Origin of the sequence: Bradyrhizobium glycinis (assembly GCF_016031655.1) — a bacterium.
Lineage (GTDB): Bacteria > Pseudomonadota > Alphaproteobacteria > Rhizobiales > Xanthobacteraceae > Bradyrhizobium > Bradyrhizobium glycinis.
Genome location: NZ_JACCHQ010000027.1, coordinates 84,235 through 103,559 on the forward strand (window position 1 = coordinate 84,235; position 19,325 = coordinate 103,559).

At 57.1% G+C, this 19,325-nt stretch carries 19 protein-coding genes and 2 pseudogenes; 8 read left to right on the plus strand and 13 right to left on the minus strand.

Translation table 11 applies throughout. The annotated features are described in order from the left end of the window. Positions 1–24 precede the first annotated feature (24 nt). The 3 genes and pseudogenes from HZZ16_RS37640 to HZZ16_RS29935 all read right to left on the minus strand — a co-directional run. A pseudogene (locus HZZ16_RS37640) lies at positions 25–1,032 on the minus strand (strawberry notch-like NTP hydrolase domain-containing protein); the annotation flags it as partial. 324 nt (positions 1,033–1,356) lie between these two features. Next, positions 1,357–1,953 (minus strand): Fic/DOC family protein, encoded by a 597-nt coding sequence (locus HZZ16_RS29930; RefSeq protein WP_197953484.1) that lies wholly within the window; start codon positions 1,951–1,953, stop codon positions 1,357–1,359. A gap of 12 nt (positions 1,954–1,965) precedes the next feature. After that, on the minus strand, positions 1,966–2,169 hold the full coding sequence (locus HZZ16_RS29935) for a hypothetical protein (protein WP_197953486.1): 204 nt from the start codon (positions 2,167–2,169) through the stop codon (positions 1,966–1,968). 139 nt (positions 2,170–2,308) lie between these two features. Between HZZ16_RS29935 and HZZ16_RS29940 the strand changes: the two genes are divergently transcribed. From HZZ16_RS29940 to HZZ16_RS29950, 3 genes are all read left to right on the plus strand, one after another. Beyond that, a complete protein-coding gene (locus HZZ16_RS29940) occupies positions 2,309–3,115 on the plus strand; it encodes a PIN domain-containing protein (RefSeq protein ID WP_197953488.1) in 807 nt (268 codons plus the stop codon). A gap of 58 nt (positions 3,116–3,173) precedes the next feature. Next, entirely contained in the window at positions 3,174–3,803 is a 630-nt protein-coding gene (locus HZZ16_RS29945; RefSeq protein WP_197953490.1) for a hypothetical protein, read from the plus strand. An 89-nt stretch (positions 3,804–3,892) separates the two neighbouring features. Next, on the plus strand, positions 3,893–5,362 hold the full coding sequence (locus HZZ16_RS29950) for a HEPN domain-containing protein (protein ID WP_197953492.1): 1,470 nt from the start codon (positions 3,893–3,895) through the stop codon (positions 5,360–5,362). 131 nt (positions 5,363–5,493) lie between these two features. Here HZZ16_RS29950 and HZZ16_RS29955 read toward each other — a convergent pair whose 3' ends face one another. Continuing rightward, a complete protein-coding gene (locus HZZ16_RS29955) occupies positions 5,494–6,048 on the minus strand; it encodes a hypothetical protein (protein WP_197953493.1) in 555 nt (184 codons plus the stop codon). A 49-nt stretch (positions 6,049–6,097) separates the two neighbouring features. Continuing rightward, complete coding sequence (locus tag HZZ16_RS29960; protein WP_376707605.1) at positions 6,098–8,926, minus strand: TrlF family AAA-like ATPase; 2,829 nt, start codon at positions 8,924–8,926, stop codon at positions 6,098–6,100. A 355-nt stretch (positions 8,927–9,281) separates the two neighbouring features. On the opposite strand from HZZ16_RS29960, the gene HZZ16_RS29965 reads away from it, so the two are divergent. Together HZZ16_RS29965 and HZZ16_RS29970 are read left to right on the plus strand one after the other, a co-directional pair. Further along, positions 9,282–9,590 carry a hypothetical protein gene (locus HZZ16_RS29965; protein WP_197953495.1) on the plus strand — a complete coding sequence of 103 codons (309 nt, stop codon included), beginning with the start codon at positions 9,282–9,284 and terminating at the stop codon, positions 9,588–9,590. A gap of 757 nt (positions 9,591–10,347) precedes the next feature. Beyond that, positions 10,348–10,563, plus strand: a complete 216-nt coding sequence (locus tag HZZ16_RS29970; RefSeq protein ID WP_197953496.1) for a hypothetical protein — start codon at positions 10,348–10,350, stop codon at positions 10,561–10,563. 459 nt (positions 10,564–11,022) lie between these two features. On the opposite strand, the gene HZZ16_RS29975 is transcribed toward HZZ16_RS29970, so the two are convergent. The 4 genes from HZZ16_RS29975 to HZZ16_RS29990 all read right to left on the minus strand — a co-directional run bounded on the left by HZZ16_RS29975 (position 11,023) and on the right by HZZ16_RS29990 (position 14,110). Continuing rightward, entirely contained in the window at positions 11,023–11,823 is an 801-nt protein-coding gene (locus HZZ16_RS29975) for a hypothetical protein (RefSeq protein WP_197953497.1), read from the minus strand. 524 nt (positions 11,824–12,347) lie between these two features. Next, positions 12,348–12,938, minus strand: a complete 591-nt coding sequence (locus tag HZZ16_RS29980; RefSeq protein WP_197953498.1) for a hypothetical protein — start codon at positions 12,936–12,938, stop codon at positions 12,348–12,350. A gap of 189 nt (positions 12,939–13,127) precedes the next feature. Continuing rightward, the gene (locus tag HZZ16_RS29985; RefSeq protein WP_197953499.1) at positions 13,128–13,445 is read right to left on the minus strand and encodes a hypothetical protein; all 318 of its coding nucleotides are present in this window, start codon (positions 13,443–13,445) and stop codon (positions 13,128–13,130) included. A 47-nt stretch (positions 13,446–13,492) separates the two neighbouring features. Beyond that, on the minus strand, positions 13,493–14,110 hold the full coding sequence (locus HZZ16_RS29990; RefSeq protein WP_197953501.1) for a hypothetical protein: 618 nt from the start codon (positions 14,108–14,110) through the stop codon (positions 13,493–13,495). Between the two features lie 512 nt (positions 14,111–14,622). On the opposite strand from HZZ16_RS29990, the gene HZZ16_RS29995 reads away from it, so the two are divergent. Then, a complete protein-coding gene (locus tag HZZ16_RS29995; RefSeq protein WP_197953502.1) occupies positions 14,623–15,672 on the plus strand; it encodes an endonuclease/exonuclease/phosphatase family protein in 1,050 nt (349 codons plus the stop codon). A 31-nt stretch (positions 15,673–15,703) separates the two neighbouring features. Here HZZ16_RS29995 and HZZ16_RS30000 read toward each other — a convergent pair whose 3' ends face one another. Then, entirely contained in the window at positions 15,704–16,744 is a 1,041-nt protein-coding gene (locus tag HZZ16_RS30000) for a S1/P1 nuclease (RefSeq protein WP_197953503.1), read from the minus strand. A gap of 148 nt (positions 16,745–16,892) precedes the next feature. Next, positions 16,893–17,165 carry a hypothetical protein gene (locus HZZ16_RS30005; RefSeq protein ID WP_197953504.1) on the minus strand — a complete coding sequence of 91 codons (273 nt, stop codon included), beginning with the start codon at positions 17,163–17,165 and terminating at the stop codon, positions 16,893–16,895. A gap of 20 nt (positions 17,166–17,185) precedes the next feature. Between HZZ16_RS30005 and HZZ16_RS30010 the strand changes: the two genes are divergently transcribed. Next, a complete protein-coding gene (locus tag HZZ16_RS30010; protein ID WP_197953505.1) occupies positions 17,186–18,352 on the plus strand; it encodes a hypothetical protein in 1,167 nt (388 codons plus the stop codon). A 44-nt stretch (positions 18,353–18,396) separates the two neighbouring features. Here HZZ16_RS30010 and HZZ16_RS30015 read toward each other — a convergent pair whose 3' ends face one another. Both HZZ16_RS30015 and HZZ16_RS38465 read right to left on the minus strand, forming a co-directional pair. Continuing rightward, the gene (locus HZZ16_RS30015) at positions 18,397–18,894 is read right to left on the minus strand and encodes an ArdC family protein (RefSeq protein ID WP_197953506.1); all 498 of its coding nucleotides are present in this window, start codon (positions 18,892–18,894) and stop codon (positions 18,397–18,399) included. 6 nt (positions 18,895–18,900) lie between these two features. Continuing rightward, positions 18,901–19,011 (minus strand): annotated as a pseudogene (locus HZZ16_RS38465) (hypothetical protein); the annotation flags it as partial. A gap of 106 nt (positions 19,012–19,117) precedes the next feature. Here HZZ16_RS38465 and HZZ16_RS30020 point away from each other — a divergent pair. After that, the coding region (locus HZZ16_RS30020; protein ID WP_197947283.1) for a transposase family protein at positions 19,118–19,325 on the plus strand (208 nt) is incomplete at its 3' end.

Below are 19,325 nucleotides of genomic sequence, written 5' to 3' on the forward strand. Positions count from 1 at the left end.
GACGGCTGGCTTTGGTTCGATGGCGACAATCTGCCGGACGCGCGAAAGCTTCTCGCCGCGGTCGTCGGATCGCAGCGTAGCGTAGGTTAAAAATAGGACGCCTTCGGCCAAGGCGATCTCGCGCCCCTGAGGAAAGCGCGAGAGGGGCGTGAGCAACAGACGCTCCATCCCTAGCGCGGACCAGTCGCGCTGGGCGCCCTCGAGCAGCTTGTCGACTTCGAGACCCAGACCGCCTTGCGCCCATCCTGCAGCCAGTTGTCAAGAATAATACCGGCGGATTGGCGACCCTTGCCGGCGCCGGTCCCGTCGCCGAGCATAAAACCTCGACGGAAGCGGACGGCGTTCGGTACATCATCGCGGGCGGCCGTGACGAGGTCGAAGGTCTCGTCTACGGTCCAGGTGCCGACCTTCGTAAATGGCGTCGCTGAGGCGTGCCCCCTCGGCCGGCGTCCAATCGAATGTCTCGTACGCGAGGTCAACGCCCTCGGGATCGGCGACCGATGCGTTGACCGACTGCGCGGCGGCCCGCGCGAGATAGCCGCGCACGGTGCGAGGTGGCGGCAACGCTGACATGAGACACGGAACGGTTGATGCGACGCTCAGGCGAGGTGGAACGTGTTCGTCGATCCAGCGGAGCAGCGTCGCGACGTCGGGCGCCATTCCCGGCGATTGCGCGAACGCGTTCCGGTCATCGGCCAGCGTCTTATCGATGACGGTGAGGCGCGTCTCGATCGTCGCGCCGTGCCTGGCATAGACCGCGCCGGCGATCGCAGCGGTGAACACCACGCTGCTGCGTTCCTGCAATCGGGCGAAAGCATCGCGCCAGGCTGAGGCCTCGGGTGAGAAGCTTGCGCGTGATATCGTGACCAGCCGGCCGCCATCGGCGAGGCGCGCCAGGGCCGAGGCGATGTGACGATACGCGGTGTCGGCTATGCGGCCGGAAACGTTCGCTATTGCCGAGAACGGCGGGTTCATCAGCACGACACTCGGCACGATGGCGGGATCAAGATGATCGTCGATTTCGGCCGCGTCCCGCGATCCTGCGCTTTGCGGCGAGCAAGAAAAACCCCGACTTCCTTTCGGAGGCCGGGGCTCTGGATGGCTCGCTTCGCAAGCATCGGTGGTTGCGGGGATAGGATTTGAACCTATGACCTTCAGGTTATGAGACGGATAGCAATTGGAATAAGTACTTGATATGAATTGATAAATTTGGCTTGAAAATTTTTCTGTGCTAGAGTTTGTGCTAAATCAGAGACTTAAACAACCTCAAGTGTGATAGATGTCACACATTTAAGCAACGATCTTGACGAGCTCCCCAGCCGGGATGGATGGTCTGCTATCGCCTCGCTACCGAGCTCATCGGGCGGAGCCTCTGCCCTGCTCTTCCAACAACCCTTGAATAACTGCCGTGAGCGCCGCTTCGTTGCCGCCGAAGCTTGCGATGACGGCTTTCATGATCCGCTCCGGATCGAGCCGCCTGAGCACTAAGGGGTGGCCCGCCTTCTCCGCCAGAAGCGTTAGGAAGGTCAATTGCACCCGGCCGTTCCCTTCGCGAAAGGGATGGATAGCGTTCAACTCGGCGAGGAAATGGGCCGCCTGTTTGGCGAAAGCCTGGGGATTGCTGCCCTTGAAATGCTTCGCTCTGGCTAGGGCCTTGAACAGCTTGCTCATCTCCTGGTCGATATGCTCAGGATAGCAAAATGTGCTTCCTCCCTTGGAAATCCGTACATTCCGCACCTTTCCCGCCCACGTGTATACATCCTGGAAGAGATGCCGGTGTATCGCTCGGTAGTGCGTGTAACTAAGCCTGCCCGGAGGCATCGCCTCGGTCGATCGCTGGAACGAGATTTCCGTCTCGAAAGCATCGAGATCGCGCTGCTCGCGGAGGCCTAGCTTGTTTTTGAGGACGGTCGTGCCGGGATAGCAGTACGGGTCATCAATGGCCGCGTACATGGGACTCGATCATCAACCTTTGCGATAAGCCTTGATGATCTCACGGCGCCGCTCGCTAGCCGAAAGCCCCCTCACCTCAAAGTCAGAGGCACGCTTTTTCATGGCTGCGGTCGGCTTGATGCCTTCTACGGCACTGATCTTCGCAAAACGCTCCCTGCCAAGCACGAACTTAGCGGAGACGCGCTTGTTAGAACCAGACTTTTTGCGAATGGGCATATCGCGAATCTATCACATTTGGCGCTAAATTCCACTCACTAAGCTTAGAGATCGCATCCCCTGTTGCTTAGTTGTCAGTCTCGGCAGACCTGAATCGTCTTTGACAGCCAAGGTTCTCCGGCAGGAATATTTGGAACAGATGGAAAAGATCCTCTACCTATTTCCCGATACCAATCTCTTTGCCCAATGCCGAGCCCTCGACGAACTTGATTGGGCACGTTGGGGCGATGCTGATGAAATACACCTCATCGTCTCGCGACCGGTTCAGGCCGAAATCGACCGCCAAAAGAACAAGGGGAGCGACCGTCTGGCGCGCCGCGCCAAAGCAACCTCCAGCCTGTTCCGCGAGATTATTCTCAGTACATCGGATCACAAGGTCGTCGCTGGCCCCTCCCCCACCGTGAAGCTGTTCATCCTCAACAGTCTTAAGCCGGACTCAGCTCTCAAGGATCAACTCGACTACGAGCATAACGACGATGCTCTCGTCGGTATCGCGCATGCCTTCGCAAGCAAGCATTCTGGCAAGGATGTCCGTGTTCTCACCCACGACACCGGCCCTATGGCTTCCGCCAAAATGGTCGGAGTCGCGATCGCTCCCATACCGGACGACTGGCTGCTTGAGCCTGAGTCGACCGAGAAGGACAAAATAATCAAGGCCCTTGAAACCAAGGTAAAACAACTCGAACGGTCAGAGCCGGCCATAAGAATTGCGTGCATTGATGTCGATCAGAAGCCATTGAAGCGGCTTGAAGGCGAAGTGATCGTCTATCAGATCATCATCCGAAGTTTCGGAGTTGATGGGCAAAATTTCTGGGCAGTTCCCTATGGTTACGGATTTTACGACGCCACCGACAAAGTTTCCACAAATCGGGGGACACTCGTTCTCGAACGCGGTGTACCAATACGAACCTCCGAGCAAGCCTGCGATTGCGCGATACAGAGATAAGCACTACCCGGCCTGGGTCTCGCAATGCGAATCCATTCTCAAAGGCCTGCACCACATCATGCAGGCTGAACAGAACGACAATAGGTTTGCATTCTATGCAGCCAACACCGGCAGCCGACCAGCTAAAGACGTGCTCGTGACCGTCAAGGCGAAGGGCAACTTCGAACTCGTCAATCGCGAAAAGGATGACGACGAACCGTTGGTTTCCGAGTTTCAACCACCACCCACGGCTCCCACTGGGACTTGGGCTCCTCAAGGCAGCTTTGCATTGTCCGCTCTCGCAAGAGTCCCCGTAGTGGGAGCAGAAGTTTCTCAGCGGCCGCTCGACCTATTGGGCCTACGCAGCTTGCATAATTTCCGGGATCGAAAGCGAGATCCGAACAAGTTCTTTTGGAAGCCGCGCCCGGATAATGGAATTCCCGTTCCTCAGTTCGTCTACGAATGCGAGCAATGGCGACACGGAGGTGACCCCGAGTCGTTCTGGGGATACATTTGGTTCAGCCCTGACCAGGACACGGTTTCAGGCGCTATCGAATGTGAAATCCAGGCCGAGAATCTGACAAGCCCGGCAAAGCTTCTGGTCCCCGTACGGCTAACCGTGGCGCGGAAGAGCGTCCTTAGCACCGCTGAAGAAAAGGTCGAGATGCTCTTGAAGTCGAAAAACTTTCGCTTCGGTACCAAGCGCTGAGCATCTACCAACATCGCCTGTCCGGAGCCATTCTTTTCAAATAGTTAGATGATGGTCGGCCCCTCACCTGCTCGTGGTACAGTACCTTCATGACCAACTCAGATTTCGCAGTTGCAATCTTCCCCTTCCTTAAGACGTCTTCGCCGGCACGCATCGGCGGCTATAATTTCCGGTCAACTGAGGACGTGGAAGGATTGCCACCACATCAAGCAACTGCAATCGATGAGCTTGCACGGATGCTCTTTGTGCAAAGCGATCTCCGTGTGAAATCGGCCTCTTATGCAATTCTACCGGATATCGAGGTTCACTCCGGCGATCCGCGCCTCCGCCACCTCGCCCACTTAAGGGATGTCGTAGCTTACTTATACGCAGCTCCTCATGATGTCTTCGAAACCGTGTTCCTATCGCCCGAAGAGATCAGCCTTGTGCTGTTCACACCTAGCCGCGTGAGCACTCTTCTTACTCGTCCAGAACATCACACGGAAAGCGTCACCCCCTTATCGGGGCCAGACCCCGATAAGGGAGACTATGTCCCCGGCTACAATGGCCTCTATAATCTCAGACATGCCTTCTGGGTCGAACCCGGCTCACGCCTGTATGGCCCGAAGCCGCAAATGACATTGAACATCTCGCAAGACATCCACATTGATTTCGAGCACCGAATGGCTCGTCGCCCTTATCACCACCTGCTGCTTGATCTATTGGAGAAACCAGAAACGCCGACATCCCTGCGCGTTTTTTCCGCCCTGCATTGGTTCAATGCCGCCAACGAAAATGGCCTTAGTCAAAGCCAGGCGGTCCTCAACCTGGCCGTAGCCTTCGAAACACTTCTACGCTTGCCGGAATCTTCGAAGACTGACCGTCTGGTGGACGCGATCTCGCTGTTGCTTGGTCGAACGGAGCGCCTCGATGAGTGGGCTCACCAATTCTACAAGGCACGTTCTCAGGTGGCTCATGAAGGCAATGTGGGTGATCAATTTTTCTATCCTAGCGGCGCCAGCAAGGGCCAGAGCACGGGAGTTTTCGGCTCGCTTATGCTCTATGGTCGCCAGATCTTCCAGCTTTGCGTGAACACCCTGCTTGTGGGCATAGACCTCGCGGAACGCGCGGACCTTCGAGAAAAGCTAGTTTCCAATAATGAGCGCTTTCAAAAGCTCTGCGAATTGCTCCAAAGAACGGCAGATAGCGCCAGCAATCGATTGGCCGCCGTCGAGCCAGTCTTGCGGGCGTTAGAACGCTATCGCTTCGTGTACGGCGGCATAGACGTTGGCACTCAACTCACTGCAGTGCGGCTTTCGGCCTCCGTACTTGGGGACTGTACCCTGAGTCTAGCTGAGGATGTCGCAAACGCCGTCGCCGCCTGCGCAGCAAGCAAGCGTGCTGACGGCGAATTCAAGCAGCTCACCGCTATCGAAGCACTCCATTCAGTATTTAAGAAACAAGACCTGGCCACATTAGCTCCTGAGATACGTATAGTTCGCGACCTCGTAGAGTTGGTGTGGAGGAACGTATTTACTCGATATTACTGGCTCAAGGAGCGCAATCAGGACAAAGCCTAAGCGATGTTCCGGGACCTATGCCGAGTTTTCAGCTTCGGTGATAAGGGGAGCCTGCGACGGACTAGGCGCGAATTGAGAAGCAGCCATGCCGCTCGTCCTGACCCTTGACGCGAGATCAGTGCGGTGCGGATTTATTCCCGTTGAGCCTCTTCGTGCTTCTCCGCAGGAGTCTTGAAGTTCCTGGCTCGCTCGACCAGCTCACTTGTTCTGTCGAGCCATTGCGTCGCCTCTTGTGCGGTATCCAGCTTTCTAAGCTCGGCAACTAACCTCGTAAGTACAGGGATGGAGCGCTTAAGGATTTCGTGAAGGCCAACCTCGCTCTCGCGTTCCAACGATAGGCTCTCAGTAAGGTGAGCAACTTCCTTGTTGACCGTCTCCCGCTCATCTTTCGATAAAAATTTTTCCCCGACTTCACCAAGCACGCCGGGAACATCAATTCCGAAATCGGCGGCTGTGAGGTCCCCGGCTTTTGGCTTCACTCCACCAAAGAAATCATCCAGCTTGCGGAGCGCAAGAAAGCTCTGCAGCCGAGTTGCATCTGACACCAGGTCAAATGCTCTAGCCTGGCCCGCCATCATGTCTTCCGGGTTGACAAATGGCGCGAAGTCTTCACACCATAGGGCGAAAGAAAAGCAGTGATCGATGTTTTCACAGATTGTGACGATCTCGGCTGAACGCTTTTCCATAATCAGCTACCTTAGATTAAGTTCAAAACATTTAGCACCGGCGTACGCACTAGAAACCGTACTTTCGCTGCCGGTCTTTGAAAGCCGTTTCCCCGCCTTCCATCGTGTTTGTAATAGCCAGTCGAAGCGGCGGGTGATCGATTGCGCCACAATGCTCAATGATGCGCTTCCCGGAGCTGCTGTTCGCCATGTAGGCCACGAGCTCCGCCGATCCATTCACAACCAGGTTGGCGTTGTGGGTGGCGAAAAAGAGCTGCCTGCGATTCTTCATCGTATGAAGAAGATCAACCACCTTCGAGATCACACTGTTGTCAAGGTCGCTTTCGGGCTGATCGATGATGAGCGGTCCGCCCTCCTGCTTCAACAGCATGGTCAGCAATACGGCAGCTCGCTGCCCCTCCGAAGCCTTCTCGAAAGCAATTTCTTGGCCATCTGCCTTGTACTTGAAGGTTACCTGCGGCTTTGGCGCCGCCTGAACGACGGAGAGGTACCTCGCTTCGTCAACCATATCGGCGGTGGCGCGCTTGGTCGTGTCCGATTCGCCTAGGATAGAGGAAACGGTCGAATAGTCGGGCACTCCCTTGGCCTTCTCACCATCGGCGCCTAGCTTCCATCCCAGGAGCGATCCGACTTCGCTTGAGAGCTTATCGAGGGTATTCCACGCCCCGTCGGCCGAAATCCGTTCGTTTAACTTCTTATTGCGCGCCGCTTCCTGGGAATACGTGCGCACGGCGAGAGTATCGAGCGCCACATAGATGTCCGACAAGTCGCCATCCTCATCGATGTCGATAGATACGCTACCGCCGGACAGGTCCTCGATTTGACTTGCCCACTTTTTGTAGCCTTCAGCTTGGTCTTCGACGCTCTTTCTCAATGCGGTGCGCGCGTCTCGGTACCGTTTATTAAGGTCCCCCAAAGCGGAGATTTTTTTGCCAAGTTGGCTGATCTTGTCCTTTTCAGTTGCGCACGCCTTCTGCAACTCGGCAATCTGCTTGGCAACCGTCCTCTGCGTGCCAATCTTGGATACGATGCCATCATGCGTCTTCTTATGATCGGCGACAAATTTCTCCAGCTTCTTATAGCTGGGCGCCAATCCCTTAAGACCAGCCGTCAGTTCCTTGCTCAGAGCATCGAGCTTAGTCCCGACCTGGCTCAAAACCTTATCTGTGGAGGTTTTGACTTCTGATACGACTGCGTCAGGCAAGGTGCTTCTAAGTCTTTGGGCGCTCGCCAGCCTGCCGGAAAGGTCCTCAACCAATTCTTGGAGTTCTTCGATGTCAGCTTGTTGTCGCTCCGCCTGCTGGCCTATGTCTATGACCGCCTGGTTCTTATCGAGGACGGCTTGGTCCCCTTCCTGAAGCTTGGTTAAGGTCGCCTGCAAGGCGGCGATGCGGGCAGTGGCGGCTGCAAGCTGATTTTCAGCTTTCGTTTTCTCAGCCGTTAGTGTCCAAAGCTGCGAAAAGTCACGGGCGACCTTAGCCATGCCATCCTTCGCCCTTCGAATGGCCGTCTCTGCTTCGTCGGCCTCGACCTTGTATGGCGCACGAATGAACGTCAACAGATCATCTACGCTTGTCTTGTCACGAGCCTCGCGCCCCAGCTCGGAAAGCTCACCCTGGCTGTACGCAATAGCAGGAAATAGAGAGCGAAGTTCCTTGGCGCTCAACGTCTCCTTCTTGCCATTGGGATATTTTACCTGTGGTTCGAACCGAGTTGTGGCTGCTCGCTTGATCTCGAAATCTGCACCGTCTTGGGTAACGACGAGCGTGACTTCGCCTCCCTTTGCAATGACCGTCTCTTTGATCAGGTCAGTTAGGCGCGCCAAGCCGCTGTACGGCTTCTCGGAGAGGTCGAAGCAACTTCGTCCGAGGCCGAACGCGATGTATTCAAGAAGGGTACTCTTTCCCGAGCCGCGTCCACCGATGACCGTGTTGAATTCGGGGCTGAATTCGAGATCGATGTCTGCTAGCGGGTCGGTACCCTTCACCTTGATGGATTTGACGACGATCGAGGGGTACGCCGGGGCTTCGAGCGAGATCCGGGAGTTGCAGCCAAGAAATGCTTGCCGGATGGATTCAGCCGTTGGCGCTGAGATCTTGATCCAGGTTTCATTCGTACCCAAGCGAGGGTAGCCCGCTTCGCGAGAGTCCGTAGTTGGCAAAGGATAGATGTATTTGTCGCCCCATACGTTGTCCTTGCCCGATAAACGGTTTTTCAGGCGAGGCGGGATGTTGTCGATGTTCTGTCCCTTGTCGAGATAGCCCCCAACGTACGGCATCTCGCGGAAGTTCTTATGCTCACCTTCGGTGACGACCGTATACTGGCCACCGCCTGACACGTTGGGAAGAACGATGTAGCGGCCTTTGAGCCCCTTGATAGCGTCGAGGCGGGAGGCGATTTCAACATAGGGGTATGACAACTGGGTTACAGATGCGCCCTTGGCGGTATGTTCGTCAATAGCCGCATGGTTGATGCCCAAGGTGCCTTTCGCCTGCACCCACCATCGCGGTTCAAGCTCGGCATCGAAGAGGATGAGGCACTGGCATCCCCCTTGGAGCGTCAACTCCATTCCTGGAAAAACCCAAAGATCCGGATCAGCGCCCGCGCTCCTTCGAGTCTGCACTTCCTCCAACACGTAGCGCACCATGACCATTTCATGGTGGTCCGTTAGCGCGATCGCCCTGAGTTTCTTAGCGACACACTTGTCGACGAGAGACTTAGCCCAAGCTTTGCGTGAGGCTTCTACGTCGACCGCCGAGGCCTTCGCCCCTCCGGGCTTGGCATCTCCGACGCCAAGCGGACGCTGACCTTCCCAGTTGGGGTCGCGACAAGAATGAATTTGGAAGTCGCACTTCCGGAAGGATGCAAAGGACGCCATCTCGAGCAATCAAATCAAGGAATATTCGTGCAGATTACGATAGGTAACGGCTTAAATCTACTTAAAGTAGGCGTCGTCTTAGCGGGTTGCACCGTAACAATCTTTTCTGCGATCCTTGTTTCGACTCGCCGACGACGTTGGCCTGTGTTCTTGCGATCGCAGCGCGGCACAATGCCGACTCGTCGGCATTGGTGATGCCAAGCCGCTCGCGACGGGCACGGACCGCGTCAAGGGCGGCTTTGCCGCTCGTCTCGACCCTTGATGCGCTTCGGGCGCGGCGCGATCCCCCTTGGTCGATCTTGACTCTTAGTTCACGTTTCGTTCTTATGCTGCACGTCCAGCCAAGGAGCGAGCCATGGACAACCGTATCAACGAAATTCGTAGATTAATCAGGGCACTGCGCGTGAGCATGCGCGAGGCTGAGGCCATCATGCATGAGCAAAGCAACCGGGACGAGGATTGCACCTTCGTGGCCGAAGAGATCCTCAAGATGCGGACCGTCATGAGCGGCCTGGTCCAGGAGCGCGCGGCGCTGGGCGATACCGACCCGATCGTCGTCGCTAGCCTCTTCATCCCGCGTCGGGCACCTGCACCGTCGCGGCCCCACCCGGTCAAGCGGCGCCTTGTCCCTCCCGGCTCAGGACTCCGTCTGCTCGCGAGATAGCCGCATGTCATGGACAACCTCCGGCGCTTTCCTGCTCCATGGACTGTGGAGGAGGAACAGGAGTGCTTCCGCGTGAAGGACGGCAACGGCTTTACGCTCTGCTGCATCCTTCACCGAGAGGACCTGCATTCGTGGGGTTACCAGTACGCCGGCAACTACCTGTCACGCGATGAAGCCAGACGGATCGCGAAGGCGATCTCCCGACTTCCCGAGCTGCTGAGGCGCCCTCAGTATTGAAAGCGCTCTTCGAGGATGGACCGAAAACAACCGGCGTCGGTTAATACAACTTGAAGTTTTATCGTCGTTGGGGTATATATGTCTTGCTCGCTAACGCACGAGCTTGGTTTAGCTAGGAGGGCCCCACTGCAATGGGGCCTTTTCCTTTTCCTAGAGCCTGATGGTGAGCATGAACGCGAGTTCAAGCCCTTTCCATGCGAGCCTTAGGAAGGCGCTCGCTGTACGCATCGCGTCCTCCTTTTTCTTCTTGGTCTAGCACGGAGGTGCGTTGCCCTTGCGAGCTCTGGCAGTGTGTGCGAGGCGCAGCAGGTGCGGCAAGGTATTCCGGCCGCGAAAGGCCCAAATGCTCTCGTTTGCGGGCAGCACGTCGGACGGCCGACGACCGACAATAAAAGCATAAACCCGCGGAAAACCAACGTCCGTGGCTCCGGCTGCCGCTCATTCCTTGCTCCTGTCGCAGGTCAGCTCACACTGAGGGCGCAGATACCTGCGCATCTATCAACATTTGAAAGAGTGGACCATGGGTGAGAACACCAAACCCAAACCGGCTTACGAAGCGTTCGTCGTCGATGAAACCGGCAACAGCCCTTATTGGACAAAGGTGGGCGCGGCCTGGCAGCACGAAGACGGCGAGGGCCTGAACGTGTCATTGGCCGCAGGGATCGCGGTGAGCGGCAAGCTTGTGCTTCGCGCGCCTGATACCAGACGGCAGAATAAGCCCTCGACTAAGAAATAGCTTGAGCCGGACGCTTAGAGGGCATGTCGCGGCTAAATGCTGCGGCGTGTCCTTAAGAGAGCTCGCGCGGTTAGGTCTGGCTTCCTTGCGCGAGGGATCGTGACCGAAGGCCGGGACCTCCAGGCCCGGCGCGCTTGCGCGTAGAGCCCGGTTGGCGCGCCAACGCGCGGAACCGCTTGTCAAATGACGAGCTGCGTTTCTGCGCGGGAGTGCTTTAGCCGCGCGGCAGGCAATGATCTGATTGGTTGAGTCCAGCCGTTTTTGCCGCAATCGCCAAGTGTAGAGGGGACGGGTGCCGGCAATCGTTTACATGCTTCTGAGCCCCTCACTATCCCTTCTTGCAAAAATAAAGAGAGAGGTAGGGGGGCAACGGCAGTGGGGTCGGATTATTGGTGCCTGCAGGAGAAGTTAGGCCGGTCTTGAACGTGCCGGCGCTCGCTCCCACAACAATGTTCCCTTTTACATCACCGAGCCCCCACCGCCCTTGAGAGTCCAAAACGCCCACAACGTATCATGTTGATGCGAGGGCAACTCAGCCGCTGCTAAGCGATGATCTTGTTCTCCCCCTGTCTTCGTACCCGCGTAGACCGTGAGAGCGCGATTCGCGGCATCAGTATTTTTGTGCTCTCCCGCACCTATAATGAAGCGACCACCGGCTTGAGAATACATTGACCACCCGGATGGACATTCCCGATCGAAAGTTACGATCGCGCCGGCGTAGATCGAATCCAGAGTCGATTGGACCAATGTCACAAAATCCCGATTCTTTGCGAGGGCGTCTGCCACATCTGCCGGCGCGCTCAAGACCGCCTTATTCGCCTCGTGCAACTCCTTCAGCTTCTTGATAGTTGAATTTGCCTCGTCCAATTGCGCCAACGCATTCTTCAACACTTCGTCACTCCTGCCACGAGCCTGATAAATGGCTCCCAAGGAGTCAGTGCTTTCCTTGCGTGTGGCAATCGATTGATCGTTTATGTCCTTAATGCGCGCTGACAGCTCATCAAGACGCTTACGCGCTTCGCTCTCGCTGGATGAACGCGCAGTTTCAAGCACGACCTGCGAAACCAAGACTGAAACCGCGGTAACCGCGGCGACGACAAGCGAGCCTACGATGCCGAGCCACTTCCAGAATGTTATGAACAGGGCTCGCTCTACTTGAGGATCGAGCTGGACTCCGACAGGAGCGCTCGCATCCGAACTATTCGTTAGATCTTGCGCGGGGTCTTGGGGATCGCTGCCTGTCTGGTTGGTATTGGGCAATTTAGTCTCCAACGATCAATCCTGAAAACCTCAACCTTACGCATCATTGTTTTTCTACGCAACTCGTATGAGACCGAGAGGTCCAGACGTACGACGGTGTTTAGCTTTGAATCCCGACGTTAAGCCTGTGAACTGGCCGTTCGCGAACCCAATGCCCGCCGCCGACTTGTACCTTCCCCAAGTTTAAGACGCCGGCGCGCTTGCGCGTGGAGCCGGCGACGCGCCGAACCGTTTGTCTTCGGACGAGCTGCGTTCCTGCGCAGGCGTGGTTAGCGGGGACGCAAACCTGCACGCTGTTCGCGGCGGTATTGTTATTTGGTCGGGCTTTGGCCTTGGATTTGATTTGGATCAACCCGGTGCCGGCTTGTCCGTGACGATCTGACGATGAAAAAGCCCGTGAAAGAGGATTGCAGCGGTTTATCGAAGAGTACGTCAACCACCTGCGGGGGATCATCCGCAAGCTTCGCGGACGGCTTCACTGAGCAGTCGTCCAACGCGGGCATGATCGGCGGGGGCGACGACGCCTACTTCTGAAGGGAGGGGAGAGAGTAACCCCATCCCTTCTCAATCGATTCCCTGATCTGGTGCGCTAGCTGGATGGACGGTCCTTTGAGGGCGTCCTGCGCTTGGGCACACTCGCCGTCCTTCGCCACACACGTCTCGAGTTCGTTTAACCGCTGCCCGAAGTGCGCCATCGCCCGCGCGACTTCAGGACTCTCCACAGCCGCAAGCTCACCCCAGTAAAGCTCCCAGAACCGCCTGCGGGCCCAGGCCCAATCCTCGGTCGGGGCCCGGTCAGGTGTAGCAGAGGTTTTGACAGGGGCGGAGGTAGCCAATTTCGCCGTCACCTTTGCGGCCTCGAAGTAGAACGCCAGCTGCCGCTCCAGGAAGGGCTTCTGCGATTCCCGTATCGCGATTTGCGTGGCCTGCTCGCGACGGGACACCTCCGCGGCGGCAGCGTCCGACGCCTGCTGGTGTTGCGTGTACAGCCAGGTCGTCGCGGTCCAGAGACCCGCTATGACCACAGCGACGCCTGTGCCATACCTCACGAGAAAGCGCCAAGCCCGCCGACGCTCGCCACCCGTCGCTGATGTTGATGGCTGCGTGTCCGCCATAGAATAGTCCCCTTCGCAAAGCCGTCTTTCGGCAGGGCGCCTCCAAACAATCAGCCTAGCTCCAAGCACCGGGTAACCGTGTGAGACGGTTCACAGTCATCGAGCGGAAAACCCATCCAAACGCTAAACTGAGCATCAAGATTGCGGTTAGCCGAACGTGAGCTCCATGGATTGGAGGATCAACGTAATCTAGGCCCAGAACCACTTAATCATCGTGGCAATGGACAGGAAGCAAAGCAGCCATAGGATCACTTCCCCTGATGCGCCTTTGAACTCCAATCCTAATCCCTTGAATTCCATGGGAGCGTGGCCCTGCCGAAACAATGCCACTACAACGAATGCAGCGATAAAAGCGAACGGCAAACCAATAATCGTTGGGAAATTTCTCAACACCAAATCTGTTACTACTGGATCGAACCGATTCCGAAAGAGGGCAAATATCAATAGTCCTACTATGGCGATAAGGAGCACGGCGATCGTGATATTGAGCTTCTGCCTCCAGTCCATAAGGGCACCTCGTCCAAACATACGTTATGCGTAGCAGCTGCGCCCAATTACTTCCTGTTCGCCGCTTGTAGGTCTGCCGCCAACCGCTGAATGGTGGTGACGTCTTTCCGCAGCTGTTCAGCAAGCAGAAACTCCTGGCCAGCGCTCAATCTGATAGCTGCGCCCCCCGAGTAGATCTGACCTCTGCAAGATACAATGCAGTAATAAAGAGCGCCGTCGTGCGCAAAGTTTCCGATGTCGATTCCAAGCGAGGCATTGCTTGCAATCCACTGCCTATCGATCGCGGCGAAGTCTGTCTGGATCTTCTGGTATTGGTCCTTTATCTTTGAAAATTGCTGATTCAGTGCAAATACTTTTGTCGAGCTATCGCCGGGCGATTGATCCAGCTGCTCAATCATAGTCGCCAGCGACAGCTCCAACCCGGAAAGAACCGAGAGGTCGATCACCAGTTGCCCGACGCCGTCGGACGGAGGACGGCCGGAGCGCTTTCCGAGCGCTCTTATGAGTCCTTCGCCGAAGTCGGTGATGGTCCTTGTCGTTGATTCAAGGGGATACTGCCGTCCAACGTGAGGTTGGCCTGCGCTGCCGGAAAGACTTTGCGCTTGGGCCCCGCAAGAGGAAACCGCAGCGATGATGCACGCAGCAAGCGACGTTTTCCAGCTCATGATTGCGTCCGCGTTGATGTTCGCCGGCGCTGCCGCCGAGCGTCAGCTATTTCATCTCGTATGATCCTCGGCAGCCGTCAGGTCCGTGGTATCAACCGGGACCGCGAGGATTTCGCCTGATCGCGCGAGACAGGCTTCGCCATGAGCAATGCAACAACCACGCAGAAGTTTTTCGCGAACATGTGCCCCTCCGCTCGGGCCACATCGTGACCCAACACGCCCCTCTGGCAGCTTGAGCTTTAATGCACAATCTTTCGTTGTGTCCAGAGCCAGGTGCTCTGAATTAGCGCGGGACGCAGTCGCATGCGGCCGGTAACCGGGTTGTAGCGGCTCTTGCCCGCCCTCACGCGACCGCTACGCAACAATCAGTGGGGATATCCAAGCTGTGTCAGCGCGCCGCAGGGGTTTTGCTGACCCATTCAGTCGTGTCTTATTTCCATCGGCAAAATCAGTGGTTGTATGGGGGAATTTCAACCACCGGAATCGATCTTTTTCATTGTTTGAGGAATCTCATGTTTTATGCAGGCTTGAGGGATGTCAAAGACGGCAAGCAGCGCCTGAGGATCGTGGAAGGGCTTGGAAGACTGCGCACTGGGCTGAAGAAGAAGGTACCTGCCACGAGTGACGGAACGCTGCTTCTGGCGACCTGGAATATCCGCGAGTTCGGCGGGACCAAGGGCGGCGGGCGAACAACAGACGCCATGTACTACATCGCGGAGTGCATGAGCCGCTTCGACCTGATTGCTGTCCAAGAGGTGCGCGCCAATCTCAAGGCGCTTAAGGAGATATTGCGTCTGCTCGGCCGGCAATGGGACGTTATTTTCACCGACGTCAGCCACGCGGACGGCGGCAATTTCGAGCGGCTCGCTTTTGTCTACAATACGGCCAAGGTCAGTTTTACGGGACTTGCCGGCGAATTGGTTCTTCCCAGCAAGGCTGCCACTGAAAAGATGAGCCAGGTCTCCCGGACTCCGTTCATCTGCGGCTTCCAGGTTGGCTGGGCCAAATTCAACCTGTGTACGGTCCACATCTACTACGGCACAGCCAAAGCGGAAGATCCCCGGCGCATCGACGAGATCAATGCGCTGGCGAAGCTGCTTGCCGCCAAGGCGAAGGACTACATCGAGACAAAGGCGCCCATCGACTATTCGCCTGAACACCTGGTGCTGCTCGGCGACTTCAACATCTTCTCGCGGACAGACAAGACGTACGAGGCGCTCACCAAGAACAAGTTCGTGGTGCCGGCCGAGCTTCAAAAGCTGCCTAGCGGCAGTAACGTGGACCAGAGCAAGTTTTACGACCAGATTGCCTTCTTCAAGCAGAAGGTCGGAGTAAAGAACACCAACGCGGGCGTTTTCAATTTCTTCGACTATGTCTTCAATGATCCGAAGGAATTCAAAGGTGGAAAGGGCGCGCCTACCACGAAGACCTTCAGCCAGTGGCGAACCTATCAGATGTCTGACCACCTTATCATGTGGTGTGAGTTCAGCGTCGATCAGACAGACGTGTATCTCAAATCGCTAGCCGGTTGGGACGCAAGTAAGCAAGGCTCCTGCAGCTAACCGCGCAGTTTACCGGCCGAAGGCACAGGCTTCACGGCCAGATGGTATTCAGAACCGCCGCCAGCCTGGCGCCTGCCTTTGCCAGTTGCCTGCGCTTTATGGCGTCCGCCTGCCGCAGGTAGGCATCGCGGTCGCCAAACGTTATAGCCCACTTGCTGCCGCTCGGGGCGAAGCTCGCGCCGGTAAACGCCTCCTGGGCGACAAGAAGTGTGTCGGTTGCCCAAGCCACCGACCAGTTCTCAATGCGTCCTGGAATGGCCGCAACGGCTTTAGCCGCCATGAGCAACTCCGGGGTTGACGCCTCGCCGAGATCATCGGGAATGTCGTCCCATTCGCTATGAAAATTTCTATTCCTGTCCAGGATGCTATTGGCGCCCGCGGTCTCGGTTGCCGGATCAATCGTATGCGTCACTTCCGGGTCCACCAGATTGCCGGCCTTGTCGAGGTAGACCGAGCCTACATGCATGGGCTGGTGAAGATCCCCCATCAGATGGGAGAGCACAAAAAGTGCTTCCTTCTTGTCCTTGATTGAGAAGGGAGGCGGAGATGGCCGCCCGAGCAGGACAGCTATGGTGGCATTCGTCGCAGCAACCAGATCATGGTCATTCGTGCCCTGGTAGTTGCGATCGAACCGGTCACGCTGGATTGCCACATCGTCAAAGTGATAGGTGTTATGGCATCCGCGTTCCACGTTCCCTGCCTTGTAGCTGCACTGCGTCCAGTTGCGCGCGACATAGTCTTCCATGCGCTGCTGCTCGTCCGCCGTCCTGAACTGGGTGCATGGGGTCTCGTATTCCGGATGATTCGGGTTGGTGGTGTAGACGAAGGTGCCGTCGGCCTGGCGCGCGACACTTTTTACGCAGTCGAGCCAGGGGCCGGCAGTCTTCAGGTCGAAGCCGAGGATATGTGCCACCTGCTGCCTGGCGTTTGCGGTGAGCATCTGGTCGGCAATGGAGCCGACCACGCGGTGGCCCTTGTACCCCCAGGCGTGCGCGGATGCCGGGCCCAGCGCCAAACCCAGGAGAATGACAAGAGCAGGATACCAGCGCAAAATGGGAAATTTGGCGAACATGCGGCTTACCGGAATGTCGAAGCGCCGGAGCGCCTGTGGAAAAATGTGTCGGTTGAAAATTCTACTTGAACTTGTACGGCGGTTTTATAACCTGCCCTCGGGGGGTTCAATAAAATTCGGCGATCCCGGATGCTGAAGCCACCGGCAGTCAGCGTGCGTTCTTCTTTTCACTGCCATGTGGCTGGTGGGAAGAGTGGGGGCGCGTGCTCTTTTTCGACGGAGCCGGCGGCGGATTTTCCCGCAGGTTATTGAGCAGGCGCTCCGCCGCGCCTGGAGACGTTTGCTCTATTCTGCTTTGCAAGTTGGGATCGGCCCCACCAATTAGCGGGTCAGCCCCGGCGCCATTTCCCGGCACTAGGCAGCCCGAAGTAATCAGCACTGCTACTGCGAACAGATCATTCTTGCGCGTTTGTTGCTTCATGTTTTTTCCAGGAGTTGGCCATGCAGAGGGGTTTTCTGAGGTTTATCTGCCTGATTGCGGCGCTTGTCGTCCTTCCAACGGTCACTGCTTTCGCCCAGGTTGATCCAAACCTGCAGGTGCGCATTGAGACCCTTACACCGCCCAGGGACCGTAAGCCGGATCTACCTGAAACGGAAGTCATAACAAAAAGGAGCGTGCGCACGTACACGACGAAAGAAGTCGTCGCCGTGCCACTCGCAGAGCAACAACGCCGCCTGAATAAAATCCTCGTAGAAAAGAACCTGATGCTGCCGATGGCTGCGGACGCGCGCGAGAAGGCCATCAAAGAATTCGGCCTCGACCGCGAGACGCGGACGGTGACCAAGAAGAAGGTCGTCACCGAGAACGTTGTCGTACCGAAGCCGCGGGCGACGAAGGTAACGGTGGCGGCCTCAACCCAATCCGTTTTCGACTCCAACGCCGCCAAAACGCCTAGCGCAGTGGGCGATACGGTCTTCGGCACGACGGGCTCGATCACAGTCAATGTCCCGGTCGGAGTCGCGGACAGCTTCATTTTCCAAACCGGTGTGAGTGACCAGCGCTACGCCAAGCTCGTGGCAAAAAACGTCGACATCTTCATCAACAGCGCCACCTACAATCGGGTTCTCAACATTGTCGCGCAGGGGAAGACGGACGGCACCACGACCTCAGACGTGATGAGCTATTCCCTGGGTTCAAGCACTGTATATGGCTCTGGATTCAACCCGTACCTGGTCGAGCTCTTCACACCGTCGGTCGCTTGGGCGCGCAACAACATGGATCTCGGGGGCACACTCTGCGGTCCCAAAGGCAAAGAAGCGTTCTGCGTTGCAGGTACGTTCGTCGCCGTCGGCGATTTCACGTTCTCCGACGTGGCAACCCAGCGCAACGCCTCCGCGAGGCTGGCAGGGGCCGTGACCTGGCAAACGCCGATCGCAGGCCTCACCGCCTCGGCCGGCGGCTTCATCCAGGGCAGGCACTTTACGGAATTCCCAGGCGGTCGCGAAGACCTTATCATCCAGGCTTCGGCGCGGGCGGATTGGACACCGAACCCGTACGTTCAGGTGAGCGGCGTGCTGCAAGCCACCCAGCAGTTTTCAACGGTCAAGGCGCTCGAATGGAACGGGCTCGCGGTGTTTCCCTATCTGAAGCTGAAAGTCACGTTCTGAAGCTGTTGCATCCAAGGATCGGAGGCAGGAGGTAGTCTCGTCGTTTAACCGTGCAGGAACGCTACAGCTTCGCCAGCCTTGGAGGCTGCGGTGAAGATGGCCCGCTTGTCGGCCGTCAGGACCTTCAACCAGTGGGCCAGGTATTGCGCATGGTCGGCACGCGGCTCAACCGCGATCCCCAGCTCGGCGCACAGGAACGCAGCGCCAAGCTCGGCGACCAGTTCTTCCATCGCATAGGCCTGGCTACCAAAGCGCCCGGACAGGTCACGATCGCAGCGGTGTGCCGGTCCGGTCCAGTGGGTCAACTCGTGGAGCAGAGTGGAGTAGTAGGCCTCGGTCGGGCTTGACGTGGCTGAGCCCATGAACGCTTCACGCGGCGGCATGTGGATCTCGTCCAGCTTCGGGATGAAGCAGGCCCGGTTGCCGCCATGGACGATCTTCGCCTCCGTGCGGGCAATGAAGGCGTCGACGTCACCCAGCTCATCGACGGGTGCAGCAATGGGCGCTTCCTCAGGTCCGTCCACCTGGTCGGCGTTGAACACCGGTGTGGCCCTGGCGAACAGGCGGCTCTTGCGTTCGTCTTCGGAGTTCTCGTCGGCCTCGACCTCGATCTCCTTGTAGAAAACGACGTAGGAGGCCTTCTGGCCCTTGCGGACGGTGGCCCCCTTCTCCGCCTAGGGGAATCGCATATGGCGTTGGTAGTGTATTGCAAAGCGATTTGAACTGGATTCTTTGGGTTTCTCTCGATTGTCGAGGGAGACCCAAATGCGCAAACTCAGGCGCCTGCTCCGACCTCTCAAGGATCCACGCGCCGATAACTCGCGGCACGCGCTGGCTGATATCGTCATCATCGCTTTGGCGGCAACGCTGGCTGGCGCCAAGAGCTGTACCGAGTTCGAATTCTTCGGGAGGGGCCGAGAGGAACTGTTGCGGGAGTTTCTGGAGCTCAAACACGGCATTCCCAGCCACGATA

Coding starts and splice junctions, on each gene's coding strand:
- HZZ16_RS29965 (WP_197953495.1), top strand. CDS start 9,282: ATGGACAACCGTATCAACGAAATTCGTAGATTAATCAGGGCACTGCGC.
- HZZ16_RS29935 (WP_197953486.1), bottom strand. CDS start 2,169: ATGCCCATTCGCAAAAAGTCTGGTTCTAACAAGCGCGTCTCCGCTAAG.
- HZZ16_RS30000 (WP_197953503.1), bottom strand. CDS start 16,744: ATGTTCGCCAAATTTCCCATTTTGCGCTGGTATCCTGCTCTTGTCATT.
- HZZ16_RS29980 (WP_197953498.1), bottom strand. CDS start 12,938: ATGGCGGACACGCAGCCATCAACATCAGCGACGGGTGGCGAGCGTCGG.
- HZZ16_RS29970 (WP_197953496.1), top strand. CDS start 10,348: ATGGGTGAGAACACCAAACCCAAACCGGCTTACGAAGCGTTCGTCGTC.
- HZZ16_RS29930 (WP_197953484.1), bottom strand. CDS start 1,953: ATGTACGCGGCCATTGATGACCCGTACTGCTATCCCGGCACGACCGTC.
- HZZ16_RS29940 (WP_197953488.1), top strand. CDS start 2,309: ATGGAAAAGATCCTCTACCTATTTCCCGATACCAATCTCTTTGCCCAA.
- HZZ16_RS29960 (WP_376707605.1), bottom strand. CDS start 8,926: ATGGCGTCCTTTGCATCCTTCCGGAAGTGCGACTTCCAAATTCATTCT.
- HZZ16_RS30010 (WP_197953505.1), top strand. CDS start 17,186: ATGCAGAGGGGTTTTCTGAGGTTTATCTGCCTGATTGCGGCGCTTGTC.
- HZZ16_RS29955 (WP_197953493.1), bottom strand. CDS start 6,048: ATGGAAAAGCGTTCAGCCGAGATCGTCACAATCTGTGAAAACATCGAT.
- HZZ16_RS29995 (WP_197953502.1), top strand. CDS start 14,623: ATGTTTTATGCAGGCTTGAGGGATGTCAAAGACGGCAAGCAGCGCCTG.
- HZZ16_RS30005 (WP_197953504.1), bottom strand. CDS start 17,165: ATGAAGCAACAAACGCGCAAGAATGATCTGTTCGCAGTAGCAGTGCTG.
- HZZ16_RS29950 (WP_197953492.1), top strand. CDS start 3,893: ATGACCAACTCAGATTTCGCAGTTGCAATCTTCCCCTTCCTTAAGACG.
- HZZ16_RS29985 (WP_197953499.1), bottom strand. CDS start 13,445: ATGGACTGGAGGCAGAAGCTCAATATCACGATCGCCGTGCTCCTTATC.
- HZZ16_RS29945 (WP_197953490.1), top strand. CDS start 3,174: ATGCAGGCTGAACAGAACGACAATAGGTTTGCATTCTATGCAGCCAAC.
- HZZ16_RS29990 (WP_197953501.1), bottom strand. CDS start 14,110: ATGAGCTGGAAAACGTCGCTTGCTGCGTGCATCATCGCTGCGGTTTCC.